Raw genomic sequence first — 21735 nt, forward strand, 5'->3', positions numbered from 1 at the left:
CATGCTAACTATTCAAGCGCATGTTGATTTGACCGCTGCTAATACGCTGCGTCTGCCGTGTTATGCCGAGCGGTTTGCAGCGCCTCATACGCTATGCGCTTTGCAGGCGGTGCTTCGCCAAGCCGCTTTGCAGCAGTGGCCTGTCACCCTACTGGGCGGCGGCAGTAACGTACTGCTGCCGCCTCAATTGAACGGTATTGTGGTTCGCCCCTCGCTTCATCAATGGTGGCTTGAAACCCAGGGTGATGATGAGGTGGTGGCCTATGTGGGTGCAGGCGTCAACTGGCATTCATTGGTGATGGCGTTAGCGGCGCGGGGGTTGTGGGGAACTGAAAACCTTGCGCTTATTCCCGGACGTTGCGGCGCGGCGCCGGTGCAGAACATTGGGGCTTATGGCGTTGAGCTAAAAGATGTGCTGCAGGGTGTGCAAATTGTCGACGTTGCGTCGGGTAATGTGCGCTGGCTGAGTGCTGCCGAGTGCCAGTTTGGCTACCGCGATAGCCTCTTCAAAAATGCGTTGGCGGGCAGCGTTGTGATTACTCAGCTGGCGCTGCGTCTTTCAAGGCAGCCTAACCCGAAACTGCACTACGGAGACTTGGCATCACGTTTGCATTCGCAGCCCACCCCTTTGGCGATTGCCGAAGCAGTGTGTGCCGTGCGTCAAGCAAAGTTACCTGATCCCGAGGTACTGGCTAACGCGGGTAGTTTTTTTAAAAACCCGCTCGTTAGCCTGTCTCATGCTGAGCAGTTACTTCAACAGAACCCTGCTATGCCACATTTTCCCCAACCAGATGGGCAGATTAAACTGGCAGCGGGGTGGTTAATAGATCAGTGCGGCTTAAAGGGGATGTGTGAGGGGAGCTTTGGTGTGCATGCTCACCAGGCCTTGGTGTTGGTACATCTTGGCGGAGGCGACCGCGTTGGCTTATTGCAGTTTGCCGAGCGAATTGTTAATGAGGTAAGCGCACGTTTTGGCGTAGAGCTTGAACCCGAGCCTAGAACTGTATAGCCAAAACGCCAGCCATAAAAAACCCCGCCGAGGCGGGGTTTTTTATGGCGCTAAGGCTTACTCTTGAGCAGCGTTTTGCGCTTGCTGCTTACGTAGCTCACGCGGGTCGTTGTGCGCGCGACTACGGCGCCGACGGCTTGGCTTCGGTGTTTCTTCCTTAGCGGCCGTTGACGCATCCTCAGTTTCTTTCTGCTCTGCCACGGGCGCCTCTTCAGGCTGCGGGGTGTCGCTTTGCGGTGAAGCCACAGGCGCTGATTTTTCTGGCACTGACGCTTCAGCGGCGGCTGCATTTTCTACCGGCGTAGTCGTTGGAGCGCTGGCTTGAGTTGCTGCAACTTTATCAGCATTCGCCTCGTTGGCCTTCGCCTCATCAGCTACCGGCTCGGCGATAGCTGCCGTTTCGGTCGCGCGCTCTTCTGATCCTGTTTCAGAGGCTTTAACATCCTCAGCCGCTGCTTCATTCTGCTGGGTGTCGGTAGGCTCAGGTTCCTGTGCCGCTTCGGCAGGCTTCGGTTCGCTGTCGGCCACTGGCGCTGTTTTAGGCTGCTCAGGTGCCTCGGCTGGCTGAGACTCTTCTGCTTCTTGAGAAGCCGCAGGCTTGGGTGTCTCCTCAAGCTCAGCTTTGGCCGTATCGCTGGCAGATTCATTGGCGATAGGTTGGCTCTCATCACCTGCTGCAGTCTCTTGTGCAGGCTGCTCTGCCTGCGGCTTACGACGCTGATGCGTTGCTTTGCGGGCCTTTTCGGCTGGCTTCGCAGGCTGCTCTGCTGTTGTCTCTTCGCCGTTTTCGACATCAGACGCTTGAGCGGCTTGGCTGCTTGTTGAGTCAACGGGCGCTGCTGGAGACGTCTCTTGTGTTGCAGAGGCCGTTGGCTGGCTCTCCGTGCTTGGCACGGCTTGGGTTGTGCCCTCTACTGTGGCCACTGCTTTAAGTGCGGCCTCAGCCTGGAGCTTTTGCTGCTCGGCTTCAGACTGCGGGTTGATGGCCTGCTTGCGTGAGCGGTTGCGCGGGTTGTTGCGTGTGCGCTTTGGCGTGCCATCATCCTGCGGGGCAGGTGGCTGCTTGCTCTCTTGCTTTTCCTCGCCGTCGGCAGCGTTGCGTGGTTCATCGCTCTTGGCTTTTTCATCACGCGGCTTGCTATCCCGTGGCTTGCTGTCGCGGGATTTTTGCTCTCTTGCTTGGTCGCGCTGAGTGTCACGACGACTCTCAGGCTGAGCGGACGCTGCCTCATGCGGGGCGTCAGTGCTATTGCCTGAAGGCTCTTTTGCGCTTTGGCGACTGCTCTTATTGCTACTGTCTTGAGGCTTGCTGTCTTCGTTCTGCGGATGACGGCGACGATTACGCGTACGGTTAGGGCCGCTACGCTTGTCGTTAGCATCATCGCCAGCAGGGGTGCTACGGGACTGAGTGTTGCTGCGCTGCTCGCTCTTCCCGGCGCTCTCGCTGCTTTCGCGGGTTTGCCTGGGCTTATTATCGGTGCTGCGGGTGCTTTTGGGCGCGCTCCGCTCAGCCGACTTCCGCGGGGCGGGTGCCTCAGCAGCCGGTTGTTGAGTGCTACTGTCTTCACCACCCAACAGCTTGGCGAAACCACGAATGAAACGGCCAATCACGCTGGGCTGCTCATCGGCGGCGGGGGCTGGCGTGGGTGTCGCTGCTGCCGTTACTTTTGCAGGCGCTTCTTCTGTCTGTAGCGAAACAGGTGCAGGGGCGTTATGCGTGACACTCTTTACGGCTGCTTCAGCACGCTGGGTGGGTGGCGTGAAGCTTGGGTCGGGCTCTTTGCCAACGTCAGTGTCGGTGGAAATTTCAAAGCTGGAAAGCGCCTGGCTGTCGTCTTCATCGAGATGGTCATCGCGGAACCGCTGAACATCGTAATGGGGCGTGTCCATGTCAGGATTCGGTAGTAGCACTACGCGCACACCCTGGCGGGACTCGATATCAGCCAGCACGCTGCGTTTTTCGTTGAGCAGGTAGGTGGCCACTGGTACCGGCAAAATGGCGCGGATCTGTGCGCTGCGCTCTTTCATGGCTTCTTCTTCAATCAGGCGCATGATAGAGAGTGACAGAGAGCGAACGTCGCGTATCGTGCCTTGACCGTTACAGCGCGGGCAAACCACGCCGCTGGTTTCGCCTAAGGAGGGGCGCAACCGCTGGCGCGACATTTCCATTAGGCCAAAGCGCGAAATGCGGCCAATCTGCACCCGTGCTCGGTCCAGTTTCAGCGCGTCGCGCATGCGGTTTTCCACTTCCCGCTGGTTGCGCGCAGGGCCCATGTCGATAAAGTCGATAACGACAAGGCCGCCAATATCCCGCAAACGCAGCTGGCGGGCGATCTCGTCAGCGGCTTCGGAGTTGGTTTGTAAGGCGGTTTCTTCGATATCGCTACCGCGGGTGGCGCGAGCGGAGTTGATATCGATGGAGACCAGCGCTTCAGTGTGGTCGATAACGATAGAACCACCAGAGGGCAGTTTAACTTCCCGCTGGTAGGCGGTTTCTATCTGCGACTCAATCTGGAAGCGTGAAAACAGCGGAACTTCATCTACGTATAGTTTGATTTTCTGCTGATAAGAGGGCATTACCTGACGGATAAAGCCCAGGGCTTCCTCGTGAATTTCAGGGCTATCGATGAGTACTTCACCAATATCTTGGCGAAGATAGTCGCGCATGGCGCGAATAATGACATTGGATTCACGGTAAATCAGGAAAGGCGCTGAGCGTTTGCCCGCTTCAGTGGTGATGGACTCCCAAACCTGCACTAGGTAGTCCAGGTCCCACTGCAGCTCTTCTGAGCTGCGGCCAATGCCAGCGGTGCGCACGATCAGACCCATCTTGTCGGGCACAGTGAGCTGGCCCATGGCGTCTTTTAGCTGGCTGCGGTCATCACCCTCAATGCGGCGAGAAATCCCCCCCGCACGTGGGTTATTAGGCATCAGTACTAAAAAACGACCCGCTAAGCTGATGAACGTTGTCAGAGCGGCGCCTTTGTTGCCGCGCTCCTCTTTGTCCACCTGAACGATGACTTCCTGGCCCTCTTTAAGCACTTCTTTAATGCTGGGGCGGCCAGAGACATCTTTAATAAAGTACTCGCGGGAGATCTCTTTTAACGGCAAAAAGCCGTGGCGCTCGGCGCCAAAATCTACAAACGCGGCTTCAAGGGAGGGTTCGACACGGGTGATTTTGCCACGATATATGTTGGCTTTTTTCTGTTCCCGAGCGCCTGATTCGATATCCAGGTCGTAAAGGCGTTGTCCATCTACCAGCGCAACCCGCAGCTCTTCTGGCTGGGTTGCGTTAATCAGCATCCGTTTCATAGTGTCTCGCATAGCGTTGCGTGCCGACGAGCCGTCTAAGCGTGGCGTAGACGAATCGCTGGGTGCTGCGTGCTTGTGCTCGGCGCATTGCTATGCTGACGCATTAAGCCGGGAAGGCATCATTGCCGACCCGGCTGAAAGGGCGTTGAGTACGTGGCGGAGGCAAGACATGTTTCGGTGGCTGTCACGTCCATCCGGCCCTGCTGACACCGCCAACACCTGGCATTCATCGATTCGCCAACGCCGGCCATCAGCACAGCGTTGATCATTGCGCTCCGAGAAGCCCCCTTTTATGACGTGCAGGGAAGCTACTAGGAGCGTGACGTTTTTAAACAAGCCTGCCATTACGGGCGAGGCTTTAGCGTATCTGACGCAGAAATTACGAGCGGCAGAGTGACTGTTTTCTCAATACGTTATTTCAGTACGTGCTTTTAATACGTTGGGGGGTGGGTAATGCGTACACTAACCTATCACCCCATGCTCTGACCTGCGTGTTAGTCGGGCAGGTGCTTGGCTTAACCGTGGAAGCTAACGTGTAATAAAACGGTTATCTACACGTTATCCACGCTAAACCGATGAGCGTTTTGGAATATAACAGTAAAGACAACTACCAGCAATTGACGCAATGCCCATTGGTCTACGTTAGAATGCCGTTTTTAGCCTGACGTTAGAAAATCATACCAGGAGTGCGCGGCAATGGCCGAAGGGCGCGAAGTACAGTGGGTGGATATCGCCCCGGAGCAGGCGGGTCAGCGAATTGATAATTTTTTGATGACCCGGCTAAAAGGAGCGCCACGTGCGTTGATCTATCGCATCGTACGTAAAGGTGAGGTAAGGGTTAATAAAAAACGCGTTAAAGTCGATTACCGGCTGCAGGCAGGAGATTTGGTGCGCGTACCGCCGCTGCGCCTAGCCCCGCGAGAGGCGGTAAAAGAGGTGAGTGATAATTTGCGCGACCTGCTGATTGGTAGCGTGATTATGGAAGGCCCCGATTGGATGGTGCTTAATAAGCCTTCTGGGTTGGCGGTTCACGGTGGCAGCGGCGTAAAAATTGGCTTAATCGAAGCGCTTAGGCAAGTCCGAGACGATCTTACCTTCTTAGAGCTTGTGCACCGATTAGACCGTGATACGTCCGGCTGTCTGCTGCTGGCGAAATCCCGCGATGCGCTGGTAACCCTGAATGAGTCTTTGAAGAAGCATGCAATGGACAAGCGCTACCTGGCGTTGGTCAATGGCCGGTGGCCAGCGCGGAAAACGTATGTAGGCGCTCGATTAGACCGTTTTGATGCCGGAAACGGCGAGCGTCGGGTGCGAGTTGATCCCAACGGCAAAGTGTCGCGCACCCTGTTCTCAGTCGTCGAGACATTCGAGAAAGCCACCCTTGTTGAAGCTGAACCCGTGACGGGGCGTACGCACCAGATTCGCGTGCATGCCGCCCATGCGGGGCATGCGCTGCTGGGCGACGACAAATATTCGACCCGTGAAAGTGTGCATATGACTCAGCAATTGAAAGTGGATCGGCTGTTTTTACACGCACGTGCTTTAACGTTTCCTGAGCCGGGCAATGGTCGGCCTGTGACGGTGAAGGCGCCCCTGCCAGAAGCGTTGGAAGCAGCGCTGCAGCGGGCTCGGCGATAAGGAACCCGTATGCGTTACGAACTGATTATTTTTGACTGGGATGGCACCCTGATGAATTCGGTGCCTAAAATTGTTGCCTGCATGCAGGCGGCAGCTGTGGATGCGGAGTGGGATGCACTGAGCGTTAGCGCTATTGAGGATATTATTGGCCTGGGGCTACCCGAGGCGATCAATAAGCTTTGCCCGGGAATCGGGCCAGTGCAGGCAGAGCTGCTGCGGCAGCGCTATGCCCACCATTTTGTTCACTCCGATACCACCCCAATGCCGTTTTTTGAAGGCGTGGACGCTCAGATAGCGCGTTTGCGGCAGCGCGAGCAGCAGCGGCTAGCGGTGGCGACAGGAAAAAGTCGTCGCGGTCTTGATCGTGTGTTTGCCGAAACGGGCAGTGGTGGATGGTTTGACGCTAGCCGAACGGCAGATGAAACGCGCTCGAAACCTCATCCGCAAATGCTTAGCGAGTTGTTGGAGGAACTCGCTATTCCTGTTGAGCGTGCGGTGATGGTTGGGGACACCGAATACGACATGGAAATGGCCAGAGCCATTGGTATGGACCGCGTAGCGGTGACCTATGGTGTTCATACGCCGTCTCGCTTAGCGCTAAGTCAGCCTCGCTGGGTGGCGCATAATATTAGTGAGCTTTTTGATTGGCTATACGGCTAACCTCACTCCGGCACAGTTAAGGGCAGTTTATGAGCGATGATCAAAAGCGCGGCAGCGATGGTGAGCAGCCGCAGGCGGTAGAAGAGCAGCCTAACGAGGCGGTAGAAGATCGATGGACCCAAGGCCCTGACGTCTCAAGGTCTGCCAAAGGGAAGGCGGCGTTAGCAGGCGATGCCAGTGATGACGCCGAAACCCTGCGCGAGCGCCAGCGGTTGGCGCAGTTGGAAATGATGGATCGGTGGGTTGGTGGCGTTTTAACCGAGCAGCGCCGAACGCGTCGTTGGAAGCTGTTTTTCCGTTTATTGTTTTTGACCATTGTGCTTGTCTCGTTAACGACTACGGTTTATCGCGTGTGGTGGGGGGAACCCACGGCCTCCACGCCAGCGCAGGCTCATCTGGCGCTGGTAGAAGTGCGTGGAGTCATTGCCAGTGATGCGCCAGCTAACGCAGAGCGTATTATTCGTGGGCTAAACCGTGCCTGGTCGGCTGATAATGCCGCAGCGGTAGTGCTGCATATCGATAGCCCAGGCGGCAGTCCTGTCCAGTCTCAGCGTATTTACGCAGAAATAATGCGGCTACGTGAGCAGGGCGATAAGCCCATCTATGCGCTGATTGAAGATGTGGGTGCCAGCGGCGCCTATTACATTGCCTCTGCCGCTAACGACATTATGGCTTCACCCGCAAGTTTGGTGGGCTCCATCGGTGTTATATATGCGGGTTTTGGTTTCCAGGAGGCAATAGATAAGCTGGGCATTGAGCGGCGGGTAGTCACAGCGGGTGACAATAAAGCGTTTTTGGACCCCTTTCAGCCCCTGGGTGAGGACGTAGAAGTGTTCTGGCAGAGTGTGCTTAACCAAACCCATGAGCAGTTTGTTAATGATGTGCGTGCTGGTCGCGGTGAGCGGTTAACAGATAGCCCTGAGGTGTTTTCAGGGCTGGTTTGGAGTGGTGAGCAGGCGCTGGCGCTGGGGTTGGTGGATGAGCTGGCTAGTCTGGAACAGCTGGCGCGTGCCGAAGTGGGTGGGACTCACTGGGAAGACTACACGCCGCGTCTAGATCCCTTTGAGCGGTTGACGCGTCGCTTCACGCAAGCGGCAGCAGAAGTGCTTGGCGTATCATCATCTAGCTCTCCACTGCGCTTTGAGTCGCCCTAGCCTTTAGGTGTAGTAATGCGCTGTTTTGGGTTTCCCCATTAATCGTCGCCAAGCGGGTTCATGCCCGCCTGGCGAAGCATGCTGCATAGTGCAATGAGCGGCAGTCCGATTAGCGCGTTGGGGTCGCGGCCCTCTAGCTTTTCAAAGAGTGCAATGCCCAGCCCCTCCATGCGGAAGCTGCCAGCGCTATCCAGTGGCTGCTCTAGAGAAACGTAGCGCTCAATTTCTTGTTGGCTGAGTGAGCGGAATACAACGTCAAAAGGCTCAATGTGAACTTGATGACGCTGGTGGCGAGTATCCAGCAACGCCAAGCCGGTTAAAAAAGTCACTCGCTGGCCCGAAAAACGCGCCAAATTAGCGCAGGCGCGCTCACTTGTATGCGGTTTGCCAAGGATGTCCCCTTCAAACAGGGCTATTTGGTCAGAGCCAATAATGCAGTGATTAGGGAATCGATCAGCCACAGCGTTGGCTTTGCTTAAGGCAAGGCGGTGCACGAGCGCCTGGGGTGACTCGCCCGGGTAAGGGGTTTCATCAATGTCTGGCGAATAGCACTGGTAGGGCAGTTGTAGCCGATCTAGCAGCGCTTGGCGGAAGCGTGAGCTAGATGCCAGGACCAAAGGGGCGTTATCCATTTGTGGCACTTTAGACTCCTTGTAAGGCAGTGTGTTGGCTTTCCTGCATGGTAGTGTGAGTGTAACGAAACCCAAACAGCATGCCTATTTGGCCTGATTTGGGAGAGAAACTAGTAAGAAATGTCTTGGCGGCTTTGACACCAGCGGGGCGAGTGCCTATCATTGCGCGCCTATGTTGACCTCACAACTCCCCAGTCGGGTTGAGCCTTATAAGCTCGCAGCCCGCCGCGAAAGACTAGAAGGCCTAGTGGCGCTTGATAAGCTGCCACGTCTTGCTGAAGAAGCAGGAGACCAAACCGGCGACTGTCATGTCGTGCTTGAGTTTGGCGTTGATGCCCAAGGTCGTCGTGAAATTCGTGGCCAATTGCAAGCGACGCTGGCACTGCCCTGTCGCCGCTGCCTAGAGCCGCTTAGCCAAGACGTGTCCAGTGACTTCCTGCTTGGAATGATCACTGACGAAGCCTTGGCTGCCGAGCTGCCTGCCAGTCATGAACCTGTACTGGTGGAAAATGAACAGCTGGACTTGCTGACGGTAGTCGAGGATGAGCTTATCCTCAGCCTGCCACAGGTGGTCTATCACGATGAGGCTGAATGCCACGTCTCGGCGGATCAGCTGGTCAGCAAGACCGAAGGCGCAGCGGAGGAATCCGCTTCAGCCAAGAACCCTTTCGCGGTGCTCAACGCTTTGAAAAACAGCGGCGCCTTGAAAGGCAAAAAGTAAGCACTACTTACCCTACATACCTTGGAGTAAACACCCATGGCAGTTCAACAGAACCGTAAAACTCGTTCCAAGCGCGGCATGCGTCGTAGCCACGATGCGCTGAGCGCACCGACCCTGTCCCAGGACAAAGAAACGGGCACAACTCACCTGCGTCACCACGTTTCTCCAGACGGTTTCTACCGTGGTCGTAAGGTCGTTGAGGTTTAAGCCTTAACGCTTTTATGAGCGGCAAAACAGGGTGGGTGCTGCGTGCGCCTAGCGATTGATGTAATGGGGGGTGACCAAGGCCCCCGTGCCATTGTCGAAGGCTCCGCAAGGGCGGTCATTGAGCGCCTTGATCTAGAGCTAACCCTGTTTGGTCCGCATCAGCAGATTGATGCTGAGCTTTCGCGCTTGCCGCAGCCCCTGGCTGCGGCAACGTCACGTTTGGTGGTAGCGGATGCGCCAGATAGTGTCTCCCCGGAGGCTACTGCGTCATGGGCGCTTCGTCGTGGTCATTCCACAAGTATGGCGCGAATGCTGCAGAGCCTTTCGCAAGGCGATGCATTAGCGGGTGTCAGTGCGGGGAATACCGGCGCTTTAGTGGCGCTTGCAAGACGAGAGCTGGGTATGCTTTCCGGTATTTCCAGACCGGCAATTAGTACCGCTATTCCTGCTCGCAGAGGGCGCCGCTGCTATTTGCTGGATTTGGGAGCGAATGTAGACTCGCCCGCCCATAGGCTGTTCGACTTTGCCATGATGGGGGCGGCGATGGCCCACTGTATGGATGGAATTGATCGGCCCAAAGTCGCGCTGCTTAATGTTGGTGCTGAAGCAACCAAAGGTAGTGCTAACGTGCGAGAAGGCGATCGTTTGCTGCGTGAATGCGCAACCGATCTAGCATTTGACTACCACGGGTATGCCGAGGGCGGTGATATATTTCAGGGCGAGCTTGATGTGGTAGTGTGCGACGGTTTCGTAGGTAATGTGGCTCTGAAAGCGAGTGAAGGTTTGACCCGTATGCTGGTAGAGCGTGTGCAAATGGCGTTTGAATCACGCCTAAGTGGGCGTTTGGCAAGCCTACTGGCCAGGCCTGTACTAAAGCGTTTGAAGCAAGAGCTGGACCCTGTGCGTTATAATGGGGCCAGTTTGCTGGGTTTGCAGAGGATTGTGGTTAAAAGCCACGGGAGTGCTGGTGCAGATGGCTTCTACTATGCTATCCAGCGAGCGCTACAAGAAGTCGAGCATGAACTGCCGGCGCGAATCGAGGGGCGCTGGTCGCGTCACTCACCGTCGCAGGCATGAGATAATAAAACGTTGGTAAACTATTTTGCGAGTTATCGGCGGCAGCAGGATATGCCAAAAACCGTTGAAGACGGCGCCCTTAACTACGCCTATCGCTCGAATAATGAGCAAACGCCTACAAGAGCAAAGGTGAACGACATGTCTCAACCCCTTGCCCTCATTTTTCCCGGGCAAGGCTCTCAGCAGCTAGGAATGCTGCGAGAGCTGGCCGAGCGCTATAGTGTGGTGGGAACGACATTTGAGGAAGCGTCAGATGCTCTGGGCTACGATTTATGGAAAGTCGTACAAGAAGGCCCAGAAGAAGCACTTAACGCCACAGCGTGCACCCAGCCTGCGCTGCTTTCGTCAAGCATCGCTATTTGGCGTGTTTGGCAAGAGTTAGAGGGCCCCCGCCCAAGCGTGATGGCAGGTCACAGTCTGGGCGAATACAGCGCTATGGTATGTGCAGGTGTGATGGGCTTTGCAGAAGGTGTGAAGCTGGTGCGCTTACGTGGCGAGGCCATGCAGCAAGCAGTGCCTGCTGGCGAAGGCGGTATGGCGGCAATCCTGGGGCTTGAAGATAGTGCTGTGGAAGCGGCTTGCGCCAGCGCTGCCCAGGGAGAAGTGGTTTCTGCCGTTAATTTTAACTCTCCCGGTCAGGTGGTGATTGCGGGTGGTAAAAGTGCCGTTGAGCGCGCTATTTTAGCCTGCCAGGAGGCGGGCGCTAAGCGTGCTATGGCGCTGCCGGTGTCGGTTCCTTCCCACTGTGCCTTAATGCGCCCTGCAGCGGAGCGTCTTTCTCAAGCGATGCAGGAGATAGAGCTGCGCGCACCTCGCTACAACGTCATCCAAAATGTGGATGCGCAGGCCCACGCTGATATTGAAACTTTGCGTACCCGCCTTATTGAGCAGCTTTATCAACCGGTGCGTTGGTCATCCTGCGTTGAAGCCATGGTAAAGCAAGGTGCTAACGTATTTATTGAGTGTGGCCCTGGTAAAGTGCTCACCGGGCTAAATAAGCGTATTGTGCGGGGAGCGAAAGGTTTGGCCGTCAACGATCCCGATAGCTTGGATGCTGCGCTGGAGCTTGCGCGTGAAGCGTTGGCTGACGACGCGTGAGACGCGGCAATTTTCCGCTATCCTTGCTTTTTTATATGGTTAAAGGCAGAACGTTATGACGCAAGAACGTAGAGTTGCGCTGGTCACTGGCGCCAGTAGAGGCATTGGGCGAGCGATTGCTCATGAGCTTGGGCGTCAAGGCCGCATAGTGGTGGGCACCGCGACCAGTGAGTCAGGTGCTGAGAAAATAGATGCTGACCTTAAAGAGCACGGCATTGATGGCGCTGGCATGTGCTTGAATGTCACCGATCAGGCAAGCATCGACCACGTGTTGAAAGCAATTAACGAGCAATTTGGTGCGCCAACCATCTTGGTTAATAATGCGGGCATTACGCGCGATAACTTGCTCATGCGTATGAAAGAGGACGAGTGGGACTCCGTAATGGATACCAACCTCAAATCTGTTTATCGCGTTACTAAAGCCTGTCTACGTGGTATGACAAAAGCACGCTTTGGGCGTATCGTGTCGATCAGTTCAGTTGTGGCAACGATGGGCAATTTAGGCCAAGCTAACTATGCTGCTGCAAAAGCAGGTATGGAAGGCTTTAGCCGAGCATTGGCCAGAGAGGTGGCTTCACGGGCAATTACTGTTAATGCCGTAGCGCCTGGTTTTATTGCCACCGATATGACAGAAGCACTGCCTGAGGCGCAGCACGAAATGCTGTTGAAGCAGATTCCTCTAGCGCGCCTAGGCGAGCCTAATGAAATTGCCGCTGCCGTTGGTTTTTTGACAAGTGATGCGGCGGGTTATATTACTGGTGAAACGCTGCACGTTAACGGCGGAATGAATATGCGTTGATGGCCTTGGGCTTGGCGGTTGCGTCGGCCCAAGGGCGTCTATAAACTACCCCGCAGCTTTTGGCTTGCGGTTTCCAAATGGCTAGTTATCTATAACGGCTAGTGTGAACGAATGGAGCACGTTGATGAGTACTATTGAAGAGCGCGTGAAGAAAGTTGTGGCAGAGCGCCTAAACGTTAAAGAAGAAGACATCCAGAATAGCTCTTCTTTCACGGAAGACTTAGGTGCCGACTCCCTCGACACCGTTGAGCTGGTGATGGCTTTGGAAGAGGAATTTGATACTGAAATTCCTGACGAAGAAGCTGAAAAAATCACTACGGTTCAAGAAGCTATCGACTACGTAAACGCCCACCAGTAAGGGCTGAGTCGACGCATTGAACCAGGGCGGCGTGCTAACCGCCCGCACCAAAAAAAGCCGTCCTGGCACAGGGCGGCTTTTTTGCTTTACGGTCACAATGAATATAACGTTCAATCTCCGTTATACTAGTCACCAAATTTCAGCAGTAAATGACCCGGATGGGTCGTGTCACCATGGATGCCTGGAGGTAAGCTGATGGCGCGTAGAAGGGTAGTGGTAACTGGGTTAGGCCTGGTGACCCCAGTGGGTAACAACGTAGATGAGTCGTGGGCGAACATTCTCGCGGGCAAAAGTGGCATAGCGCCGATAGAGCATTTTGACACCAGCAGCTTCAATACGCGTTTTGGTGGTTCGGTAAAGAATTTTGATATTAGCCCTTACCTGAACCCCAAAGACGCCCGCAAGATGGACCTGTTTATCCAATACGGCATGGCCGCCGGTGCTCAGGCGATTCAAGACTCAGGGCTTGAGTGCACTGAAGAGAATGCAGAGCGCATTGGCGTGGCGATTGGTTCGGGCATCGGTGGGCTGCCGATGATTGAGCATAATCACAATGCGCTAATCAAAGGGGGCGCCCGTCGTGTATCGCCGTTTTTCGTGCCCGGCTCTATTATTAATATGATCTCTGGCAACATGGCGATTCAGCACGGCTTCAAAGGCCCTAACATCGCTATTACCACCGCTTGTACTTCCGGCACCCACAACATTGGCTACAGTGCACGTACGATTGCCTATGGTGATGCTGACGTGATGATTTGTGGTGGCGCAGAAATGGCGACCACGCCGCTGGGGTTGGGTGGATTTTCGGCCGCGCGGGCGCTTTCAACGCGCAACGATAGCCCAGAAGCGGCCAGCCGCCCTTGGGATGCTGACCGCGATGGGTTTGTGCTATCAGACGGTGCCGGTGTCCTAGTGCTAGAAGAGTACGAGCACGCCAAGGCGCGGGGGGCGACGATTTATGCGGAGCTATCAGGATTTGGCATGAGTGATGATGCCTTCCACATGACGGCACCCCCTGAAGATGGCCGTGGCGCTGCGCTCTCAATGAGCAATGCTATCAAAGATGCCAAAATAGCGCCTTCTGAAGTGCACTACATCAATGCTCACGGCACGTCGACAGCCGCGGGTGATCTAGCAGAAAGCCGTGCGGTTGAGCGCGTGTTGGGCAGCGCAGCCCAGCAGGTGGCGGTCAGCTCTACCAAGTCGATGATTGGTCACCTCTTGGGTGCTGCTGGTGCGGTGGAAGCCATTTTCAGTATTTTGGCGATACGTGACCAGGTAGCTCCGCCCACAATTAACCTGGATAACCCCCAAGAGGGCTGCAATCTCGATTACGTGCCGCATACCGCCCGTGAAATGCGTATTGATGTAGCACTGTCCAATTCGTTTGGCTTTGGTGGCACCAACGGCTCGCTGCTGTTTACAAAGGTGTAATGAGCGGTGTCTATGCCCCAGGTGCCGTTTGATGACCGTGGGCTAGCGTATGGTGACGGGATATTTGAAACAGTCTTAATGCGCGCCGGTAAGCCAGTGCTTTGGCCTTATCATTACGCGCGCTTGGCACTTGGCTGTACGCGCTTAAATATCCCGTTACCGCCGATCGAACAGCTCCACGCGACTTGGCAAGAAGGTTCTGCTGCTGAGCTTGAAGTGCTTAAGCTAATCCTAACCCGGGGAAGTGGTGGGCGCGGTTACGCACTGCCGGATGTGGCGGCGCCACGGCTGCTCAGTCGGCGAACGCCTTTTGTAGTCAATGCTGAACGTTGGCAGAAAGGGGTTAGCGTACGCATCTGCCAACTACGCCTTGGCTTCCAACCGCTGCTGGCGGGTATTAAGCACCTCAACCGTTTAGAAAATGTACTGGCGCGCCAGGAGTGGCGCGACAGTGCGATAGCAGAAGGTCTGCTGGCTGATGCGGACGAAAATGTGGTGGAAGCCACTAGTATGAACGTCTTTTGGCAACAGGCAGGGGCGCTATTTACTCCATCACTTGAGCGCTGTGGTGTAGCAGGTACTCTGCGTGCCGCGCTATTAGATGAGGGGGTAGTGCGTGAGGCGATACTGCCGTTAAATGCCTTACCTACTGTAGAGCGTTTATGGGTGGCCAACTCTGTTCAAGGGGTATGGCCAGTTAGAGTGCTGCTTAATGAATCGGGCAGTGAGCTGCGCTCTTGGCCGCTGGCTGAGCATGACCGATTACAAGCTTTGGGGCATCGTTTACTTGGCTATTTGCCCTTATCCCGTTAGGTAGAATTTTAAAAAAGAGTCGTTGAGGTGTCATGGTGAAACGGTTATTAGCCGCAGTGGGAATCTTGGTAGTGCTTGGCGCAGCCGCGGCAGCAGGTGGTTACGTCTATTGGCAAAGCCGATTAGAGGCGCCATTAACCCTTGATGAACCTACTCTCTACCAAGTGCCAGCAGGCGCCGGTTTTAATCAGGTGGTGGGGGAGCTAGAGGCACAGGGAATTATTAGTGATGCGTGGGCCTTTCAGCTAATGGCACGAATGGAGCCCGAGCGCGTGCCGCGGCTAAGGGTGGGGGAGTACCAGCTTACGCCGGGCATGAGCGGGTTAGAGATGGTCGCGTTATTAGGTAGCAATAACGTTGTGACCTATCCGCTTACCATTCCCGAAGGCTGGACGTTTCGCCAGATGCGTGGTTTGCTCAGCGTGGCACCTAAGCTAGAGCAGCGCACCGCTGAATTAAGCGATGAAGAGGTGATGTCGCTATTAGGTCGTGAAGGTACCTTTCCCGAAGGCTGGTTTTTCCCTGACACCTACCGCTACCACCTGGGGATGAGCGATGTTGATATTTTGCGTCAGGCGCTTACTCGCATGGAACGTATCCTAGAAGAGGTATGGGAGGGTCGTGATGATGACCTTACGATTGATACGCCTTATGAAGCCCTGATTATGGCCTCATTAATTGAGCGTGAGACCGGCGCGCCCGAAGAGCGTCGTGAAATTGCCGGCGTATTTAAGCGGCGAATGGAGCAAGGAATGCGCCTGCAAACCGACCCCACGATTATTTATGGCATGGGGGAGCGTTATGAGGGACGTATTACTCGTGCGGATATACGCGAGGCCACGCCGTATAACACCTACGTGATCGATGGTATGCCACCCACGCCGATCGCAATGCCTGGGCGTGCCGCGCTAGAAGCCGCGGTTAATCCACTGCCTGGCGAGACGCTCTATTTTGTATCGCGAGGCGATGGTACGCACCATTTCTCCCGCACGCTGCGTGAGCACAATAACGCTGTTAATCGCTATATCCGTAACCGATGATTTTTTGAATACGATTTTATAAGCAGACTATTTTATGGTGTATCTGGCTAGTAAGGGGCTGCAATGACCAAGCGCGGACGCTTCATCACGCTAGAGGGTGGAGAGGGGGTAGGCAAATCTACCAATGTGGCGTTTGTGGAGGCTTGGCTAAAGGCGCGTGGCGTGGACGTGGTGCTCACCCGGGAGCCTGGAGGCACGCCGAGGGCCGAGGCGATTCGTGGGCTGCTGCTTGATCCCACGCAAGAAGAGCCACTTAATAGCGACGCTGAGCTACTGTTAATGTTTGCTGCCCGAGCCCAGCACTTGGCCCAAAAAATTGTGCCTGCGCTTGAGCGCGGTGCTTGGGTGGTTTGCGACCGGTTCACCGATGCCACCTTTGCCTATCAAGGCGGCGGCCGTGGCATTGCCCCTTCTCGCATTGCTCAGTTGGAGCAGTTTGTGCAAAAGGGGCTCTCGCCAGACCTGACACTTTTGCTGGATATGTCTCCTGCCGCTGCAAAAACGCGCTTAGAAGGGCGGCTACGTGACCAACACACCCAGCGTGACCGCTTTGAGCAAGAGCAGGAAAGTTTTTTTGAAGCGGTACAGCAGGCCTACCTAAGCCGAGCAGCGGCAGCGCCAGAAAGGTTTGCGATAATCAATGCCGAGCAGGCCCTTGACGACGTGCAGGCAGCGCTGGCAACAGTGCTGGAAGAGCGGTTAGCGCTATGGCGTTAACGGATGTGCTGCCCTGGCACTATGACACCTGGAAGCAGTTCGTTCGCTTAGCGAATGATGATCGTATGCCCCATGCATTGCTTATCAGTGGTGCACATGGCGTCGGGAAACAGCAGCTAGCGGACGCCTTAGTGGCGAAAACACTCTGCGCAAAGCCGACAGAACAAGCCTGCGGCCAGTGCCATAGCTGTGCCATGCTCGCCTCGGGCTATCATCCTGACTTGCTGCGCATCTCTCCTGAAGAGGGTAAGCGGCAGATTCGGATTGATCCGATACGTGATGTTAATCGCTTTGTGTCACAAACCGCACAGCAGGGCGGTTACCGGGTGATTGTCATATCCCCCGCTGAAGCGATGAACACTGCAGCGGCCAACGCCTTACTTAAAAGTTTGGAAGAGCCGGGTGAAAAAACGCTGTTTATTTTGCTCTCGGACGTACCCTCGCGGACGCTGCCTACTATCCGTTCCCGGTGTCAGCAGTGGCCGTTGGCAAGTGTGCCTTTTGAGGCGTGCCAAGGCTGGTTGACCGAGAAGCTGGGAAGCGACGAAGCGCTCTTTTGGTGGCGAGTATCTGGAGGGTTGCCACTGTTGGCTATAGAGTTGGCAATGCCTGATGAAAGGGCATTGCGCCACCAAATTCACGACTGCTTTGAGCAGTTGGTGCGCGGCGCAGAACCCGTTTCCGAGGCAGCAAGGCTCGATCGCCAAGCGATAGATGCCATCCTATGGTACGGTATTGCATGGCTTGAAGATCTCATTCGATTAGGCCTATCAGGCGAAACCACAGCGCTGCATAACCCTGATTTAGAGCCGCTTTATCGCCAAGCGGTTAAAAACGCCCGTGTACAAGACTGGTTTCGGCTATTGGATTATGCCCGCGAGCAGCGCCGCCTGCTGGCTGTGGGCGCCAACCCTAACCCACAGCTCGTCCTTGAAGCATGGCTGGTGCGTTGGTCGGCGCTGTTGCGCTCATAACTCCATTAGCTGCCAAGCGAGGTTATGATGGCTGCTCAAAAAGCTCTCTCTTTGACATTACCCGATGTGCCGACGCTGCTATCCGCTTATATGCCTTTTCTTGATCGGGGAGGCATTTTTGTGCCCACTAAAACGCCTTATGCCCTTGGCCAAGAAGTATTTTTGTTACTGACGCTGCCTGGGGAGAGCGAGCGGCTTTCGGTCACCGGGAAAGTGATTTGGGTCTCCCCGGAAGGGGTGAGCGGTCGCCGCATTCCTGGGATTGGTGTGCACTTCAGCCAGCAGGATTATTCGGTGCGAGATCGCATTGAAACACTCCTGGCAGGCCAGTTAGATAAAGCTCCTCCGTCGTTTACGCTGTGAATTGACGTAAGCGACACTTATTTATTCAAAAGCGAGACCTGTATGTTTGTTGACTCACACTGCCACCTGGACCGCTTATCTGAGCATACCCATGGCGGCGATATTTCGGCTACCCTAGCGGCGGCCCGGTCTGCCAATGTCAGCCAGTTTCTCGCTATTTCGGTGACCTTAGAAGAGCTGCCTGGTTTAGCAGCGATTGCCAGAGAGCACCCGGATGTGGCTATTTCTGCAGGCTTACACCCTCTGCACACCACGCCCAACGAACCGAGCGTTGACGATATTGTTGAGGCCGCTGAACAGTACGGTGCAGTAGCGATAGGTGAAACTGGGCTTGATTATCACTACCAAGACAGCGTCCCTATTGATATCCAACATGAGCGCTTTAAGCGTCATTTGCTGGCGGCGCGAGAACTGGAGTTGCCGGTTATTGTTCATACTCGCGATGCCAAACAAGAAACGCTCTCTCTATTGCGCGAGTATAGTAACCCCAAGGTGGGCGGTGTATTACACTGCTTCACAGAAGATATCGAGATGGCGCGGGAAGCGGTGCGCTTAGGTTTCTATATTTCGTTATCGGGCATTATTACCTTTCGCAATGCCGCCTCGCTTCGCGAACTGGCGCGACAGTTGCCGCTAGATCGCCTATTGATTGAGACTGATAGCCCCTATTTGGCACCTGTGCCTTATCGTGGAAAGCCCAACGAACCCGCTTGGGTGGTTGAAGTTGCTGCGTGTATTGCAGAGGCTCGGGGTATCAGCGTAGATGAGGTGGCTATGCAAACCACGGCTAACTTCTATCACTTGTTCCGCGCTGCTGCTCCAGATGCTCCAGAGAGTGTTAAGCAGGCGTTAGCGCAATCAGGCCTGTTGGTGTAGGTCGTCATTGTCACGAGGTGTGGACGGATGAATATTGATCGACTGCTACAGCATCAGCCAGGTTCGGCATCCATACCACCCGTTGACGAGTGGCAGCCGGCCCTTTCCGGGGATATCGATATTTTAATTAAGGCCGATGGCACTTGGCAGCACGAAGGACAGCCTTTTGCCCGAACGGCCATACCACGGTTACTGGCCAGCCTATTGCGGCACGATAGCGACGGCTACTGCCTGGTGACTCCTGTGGAGCGATGGCGCTTAAAGGTAGAGGATCTGCCGCTGGTCGCGGTAGAAGCGGATTTCCATGATGATGCCTGGTGGTTTACCACGCAGTTTGATGATGTTGTGCGTTTAGATGACCAGCACCCTATGACGCTGAGTACTACGCCTGAAGGCGAGCAGGTGCCTGAAATTGCTGTGCGCTTTGGGCTTGGCGCTCGCCTGCACCGTAATGTTTATTACCGTTTAATCGAGCAGGCTACGCCCTGTGTTGTTGCAAACGGCGGGACTCAACTACGTCTGTACAGCGCTGGCAACCCTTACCTGCTAGGGGAGCTAGCGCAAGAGATCGATGCCGATGATGTACCCAGCGAGGCGCCGTGAAGTTAACAGCTGAACAGCAAGCGGTAGTGACTCACAGCAAAGGGCACGCAAGGGTAGCCGCGGTGGCTGGGGCAGGCAAAACCACCACAATGGCAGCCCGTGTGCTGCATCTCCTGGCTAACGATGTCTCGCCAAAACGCATCCTAGTGCTGATGTTTAACCGCTCTGCCCGGGATGATTTTCAGCGCCGCTTATCTAGTATGGCCCCGAAAGGGCAGCCATTACCCGACGTGCGAACCTTCCATTCATTAGGGCATCGGCTGACACAGAGCCTATGTCGGTGGGGAGCGTTGGCGCCCCGACGTCTGCTCTCTGCCGAGTGGCAGCTGGAAAGGCTGCTTCGTCAGGCAAGCTTGAACGTACTTAGCGATGCGGTAGAGCGGCGTGATGCGGCCCTTGAGGGGGATCGCTTGGAAGCGCTGGCTCACTTTTGTGGCTTGGTAAAAGCGGAAATGCTGCCCGCCAACGCGTTATATGATCGCCTGAGCTATGAGCCGGATACCGACTATTTTCCAGCGGCGTTTGACGAGGCCGAGCGACTACTGCAAGCCGAAGGGGTGATGACATATGCCGACTTGCTCTATCGACCGCTCCAAACGCTCGAAGCGGATGGTGCTTTACGCCGCCGGGTGGAAGGCTTTCTAGATCATGTCATCATTGATGAGTACCAGGATATCAATACCGCCCAGCAGCGGCTGCTGGCGGTGTTGGCCGGACAAAGCGCGGATGTAATGGCCGTTGGCGACGCTAACCAGTGTATATATGAGTGGCGTGGCGCGCGGCCAGACACCATGTTGGAAAACTTTACCGCCACCTTTGGTGCTGCAACCGATTACCCGCTCTCTACCACCTTCCGGCATGGCCATGCACTAGCGCTAGCCGCTAATCACGCCATCATGCCTAATCTACGCCGTCCTGATCAACTCTGTTTGGCGGACGCTAATAACCCAGAAACGCGGATATCGGTTGGCCAAGGCAGTCGGTTGCTGCTGGACGCACTGATGGACTGGCAGGCCCAGGGGCGGGCGTTAAGCGAGGCTAGCCTGCTAGTGCGTAGCTGGGCGCTTTCGGTGCCCTTTCAACTGGCGTTATTGCAGGCTGGCATCCCATTTCGGCTGCTACGGGAAGACCGCTTTGTGTTTCGGCTGCCGCTGGTGCAAGCGTTGGCGGGTTATTTAAAACTGTCCCGCCGCCCGGAATTGCTGCATGACCCAGCACAGTTGCTGCTGCTTCTTTCACAGCCAACGCCGTTTGTCGCTCGTGAGCGGCTGCAACAGTTAGCGAATCAGTTGGCCACCACCCAGCGCTGGCCTGAGCGCCACGAGCCAGTGCTAGCAGCGCTCAAGCCGCTGCAGCGTCGTACCTTAAAAAAGCGCTGGGGGTTGTTATGCGAGCTTCCAAAACTCAGCGCATGGTCGCCCGCAAAGCTACTAAGCCATGTAGTAGAAACTATCGACGCGGAAAAAACCCTTAAGCGTGCTGCTGCAAGGCGAGATAAAGGCGAGGAGGATGTGCGCTTATTGGATGTGCTCATTGAGCAGGCAGAGAGCGTGCAAAACCCTGATGCATTTATTGAGCTGCTAGAACGCCCGGTAGAAAACCAAGCGAATGGAGTACTGATTAGTACGGTACATGGCGCAAAGGGGCTTGAGTGGCCGCTCGTGGCGGTGGCAGCCGTTAATGAGGAGGACTTTCCTCATTACAGCCGCGACAATCCGCTGAACGATGAGCGATTGGAAGAGGAGCGTCGACTTTTTTACGTGGCCATTACTCGCGCTCAGGAGCAGCTGCTGATGCTTCATGATGGTGGCGTCCACCGGCCAAGCCGTTTTATTGCTGAAAGTGCTTGGCAGGACAGTATGCGGGTAGCTGGCTGTTTGGCAACGGCTCGCCCGCCAGAGGCTGCTGTTCAGGTCGCTTCACCTGGTTTGGTTAAGCGTTATCTGGATCGACTGGACAGAGGGGATATCGAACTGGCGCCCCCGCAGGTGCAGGAGGCGAGTGCTGAGTACCGCGTTAATACGCATTTTTATCCAGGCCAGCGCCTGCTGCATGCTGTGTTTGGAGAGGGAGAGGTGGCTGCGGTCGAAGGAAACCCGTCAGACCCGGTTATTGATGTGCGCTTTGCCCAGGCTGGTCGTCGGCGGTTGATTGCTCGCCGTGCACCGATAGAACTATTAGAAGTAGGCTCAGTGCTAGTTAGATAAAAATTAGGTTAATTAGAGGACTGTTTTATTTAACCTACTTTTA

21 protein-coding genes are annotated in these 21735 nt (G+C 55.4%); 19 read left to right on the forward strand and 2 right to left on the reverse strand.

Annotation, left to right across the window (positions count from 1 at the left end):
- Window position 1 precedes the first annotated feature (1 nt).
- Window positions 2-1009, forward strand: coding sequence for a UDP-N-acetylmuramate dehydrogenase (gene murB / locus MOY_RS10010; RefSeq protein ID WP_009099283.1), 1008 nt, complete (start codon window positions 2-4; stop codon window positions 1007-1009).
- 57 nt (window positions 1010-1066) lie between these two features.
- Here murB and rne read toward each other — a convergent pair whose 3' ends face one another.
- The gene (gene rne, locus MOY_RS10015; RefSeq protein ID WP_009099285.1) at window positions 1067-4321 is read right to left on the reverse strand and encodes a ribonuclease E; all 3255 of its coding nucleotides are present in this window, start codon (window positions 4319-4321) and stop codon (window positions 1067-1069) included.
- A gap of 696 nt (window positions 4322-5017) precedes the next feature.
- On the opposite strand from rne, the gene MOY_RS10020 reads away from it, so the two are divergent.
- The 3 genes from MOY_RS10020 to sppA are packed head-to-tail and all read left to right on the forward strand — an operon-like array spanning window position 5018 to window position 7773.
- Window positions 5018-5959: an RluA family pseudouridine synthase gene (locus MOY_RS10020; RefSeq protein ID WP_009099287.1), complete on the forward strand. Its 942-nt coding sequence runs from the start codon at window positions 5018-5020 to the stop codon at window positions 5957-5959.
- Window positions 5960-5968: 9 nt separating this feature from the next.
- Window positions 5969-6619: an HAD family hydrolase gene (locus MOY_RS10025; protein ID WP_009099290.1), complete on the forward strand. Its 651-nt coding sequence runs from the start codon at window positions 5969-5971 to the stop codon at window positions 6617-6619.
- A 29-nt stretch (window positions 6620-6648) separates the two neighbouring features.
- A complete protein-coding gene (gene sppA / locus MOY_RS10030; RefSeq protein WP_009099293.1) occupies window positions 6649-7773 on the forward strand; it encodes a signal peptide peptidase SppA in 1125 nt (374 codons plus the stop codon).
- A 38-nt stretch (window positions 7774-7811) separates the two neighbouring features.
- Here the strand turns inward: sppA and MOY_RS10035 are convergent, their stop codons facing one another.
- Window positions 7812-8405, reverse strand: coding sequence for a Maf family protein (locus MOY_RS10035; protein WP_009099295.1), 594 nt, complete (start codon window positions 8403-8405; stop codon window positions 7812-7814).
- 172 nt (window positions 8406-8577) lie between these two features.
- Here MOY_RS10035 and MOY_RS10040 point away from each other — a divergent pair, with 172 nt between their 5' ends.
- The 15 genes from MOY_RS10040 to MOY_RS10110 all read left to right on the forward strand — a co-directional run bounded on the left by MOY_RS10040 (window position 8578) and on the right by MOY_RS10110 (window position 21692).
- Window positions 8578-9126: a YceD family protein gene (locus tag MOY_RS10040; RefSeq protein WP_009099297.1), complete on the forward strand. Its 549-nt coding sequence runs from the start codon at window positions 8578-8580 to the stop codon at window positions 9124-9126.
- Between the two features lie 36 nt (window positions 9127-9162).
- Window positions 9163-9333: a 50S ribosomal protein L32 gene (gene rpmF / locus MOY_RS10045; protein ID WP_009099300.1), complete on the forward strand. Its 171-nt coding sequence runs from the start codon at window positions 9163-9165 to the stop codon at window positions 9331-9333.
- 42 nt (window positions 9334-9375) lie between these two features.
- Window positions 9376-10410: a phosphate acyltransferase PlsX gene (gene plsX / locus MOY_RS10050; RefSeq protein WP_009099302.1), complete on the forward strand. Its 1035-nt coding sequence runs from the start codon at window positions 9376-9378 to the stop codon at window positions 10408-10410.
- A gap of 138 nt (window positions 10411-10548) precedes the next feature.
- On the forward strand, window positions 10549-11508 hold the full coding sequence (fabD, locus tag MOY_RS10055; protein ID WP_035540564.1) for an ACP S-malonyltransferase: 960 nt from the start codon (window positions 10549-10551) through the stop codon (window positions 11506-11508).
- A 55-nt stretch (window positions 11509-11563) separates the two neighbouring features.
- On the forward strand, window positions 11564-12307 hold the full coding sequence (fabG, locus tag MOY_RS10060; RefSeq protein ID WP_009099308.1) for a 3-oxoacyl-ACP reductase FabG: 744 nt from the start codon (window positions 11564-11566) through the stop codon (window positions 12305-12307).
- Between the two features lie 124 nt (window positions 12308-12431).
- The gene (acpP, locus tag MOY_RS10065) at window positions 12432-12665 is read left to right on the forward strand and encodes an acyl carrier protein (protein WP_008956801.1); all 234 of its coding nucleotides are present in this window, start codon (window positions 12432-12434) and stop codon (window positions 12663-12665) included.
- 195 nt (window positions 12666-12860) lie between these two features.
- Window positions 12861-14099 carry a beta-ketoacyl-ACP synthase II gene (gene fabF / locus MOY_RS10070; protein ID WP_009099310.1) on the forward strand — a complete coding sequence of 413 codons (1239 nt, stop codon included), beginning with the start codon at window positions 12861-12863 and terminating at the stop codon, window positions 14097-14099.
- 12 nt (window positions 14100-14111) lie between these two features.
- Window positions 14112-14912: an aminodeoxychorismate lyase gene (pabC, locus tag MOY_RS10075; RefSeq protein ID WP_009099312.1), complete on the forward strand. Its 801-nt coding sequence runs from the start codon at window positions 14112-14114 to the stop codon at window positions 14910-14912.
- Between the two features lie 32 nt (window positions 14913-14944).
- Window positions 14945-15952 (forward strand): endolytic transglycosylase MltG, encoded by a 1008-nt coding sequence (mltG, locus tag MOY_RS10080; protein ID WP_009099314.1) that lies wholly within the window; start codon window positions 14945-14947, stop codon window positions 15950-15952.
- Between the two features lie 63 nt (window positions 15953-16015).
- Window positions 16016-16669: a dTMP kinase gene (gene tmk / locus MOY_RS10085; RefSeq protein ID WP_009099315.1), complete on the forward strand. Its 654-nt coding sequence runs from the start codon at window positions 16016-16018 to the stop codon at window positions 16667-16669.
- Window positions 16660-17643, forward strand: coding sequence for a DNA polymerase III subunit delta' (locus MOY_RS10090; RefSeq protein ID WP_009099317.1), 984 nt, complete (start codon window positions 16660-16662; stop codon window positions 17641-17643). Before tmk ends, MOY_RS10090 begins: the two co-directional genes overlap by 10 nt.
- A 27-nt stretch (window positions 17644-17670) precedes the next feature.
- Window positions 17671-18006, forward strand: a complete 336-nt coding sequence (locus tag MOY_RS10095; RefSeq protein WP_009099319.1) for a PilZ domain-containing protein — start codon at window positions 17671-17673, stop codon at window positions 18004-18006.
- A 42-nt stretch (window positions 18007-18048) separates the two neighbouring features.
- Window positions 18049-18882, forward strand: a complete 834-nt coding sequence (locus MOY_RS10100; protein ID WP_009099321.1) for a TatD family hydrolase — start codon at window positions 18049-18051, stop codon at window positions 18880-18882.
- A gap of 27 nt (window positions 18883-18909) precedes the next feature.
- Window positions 18910-19485, forward strand: a complete 576-nt coding sequence (locus MOY_RS10105; protein ID WP_009099323.1) for a DUF1285 domain-containing protein — start codon at window positions 18910-18912, stop codon at window positions 19483-19485.
- Entirely contained in the window at window positions 19482-21692 is a 2211-nt protein-coding gene (locus MOY_RS10110; RefSeq protein ID WP_009099325.1) for an ATP-dependent helicase, read from the forward strand. Before MOY_RS10105 ends, MOY_RS10110 begins: the two co-directional genes overlap by 4 nt.
- The last annotated feature ends 43 nt before the right edge of the window (window positions 21693-21735 follow it).

This window comes from Halomonas sp. GFAJ-1 (genome assembly GCF_000236625.2).
GTDB lineage: Bacteria > Pseudomonadota > Gammaproteobacteria > Pseudomonadales > Halomonadaceae > Vreelandella.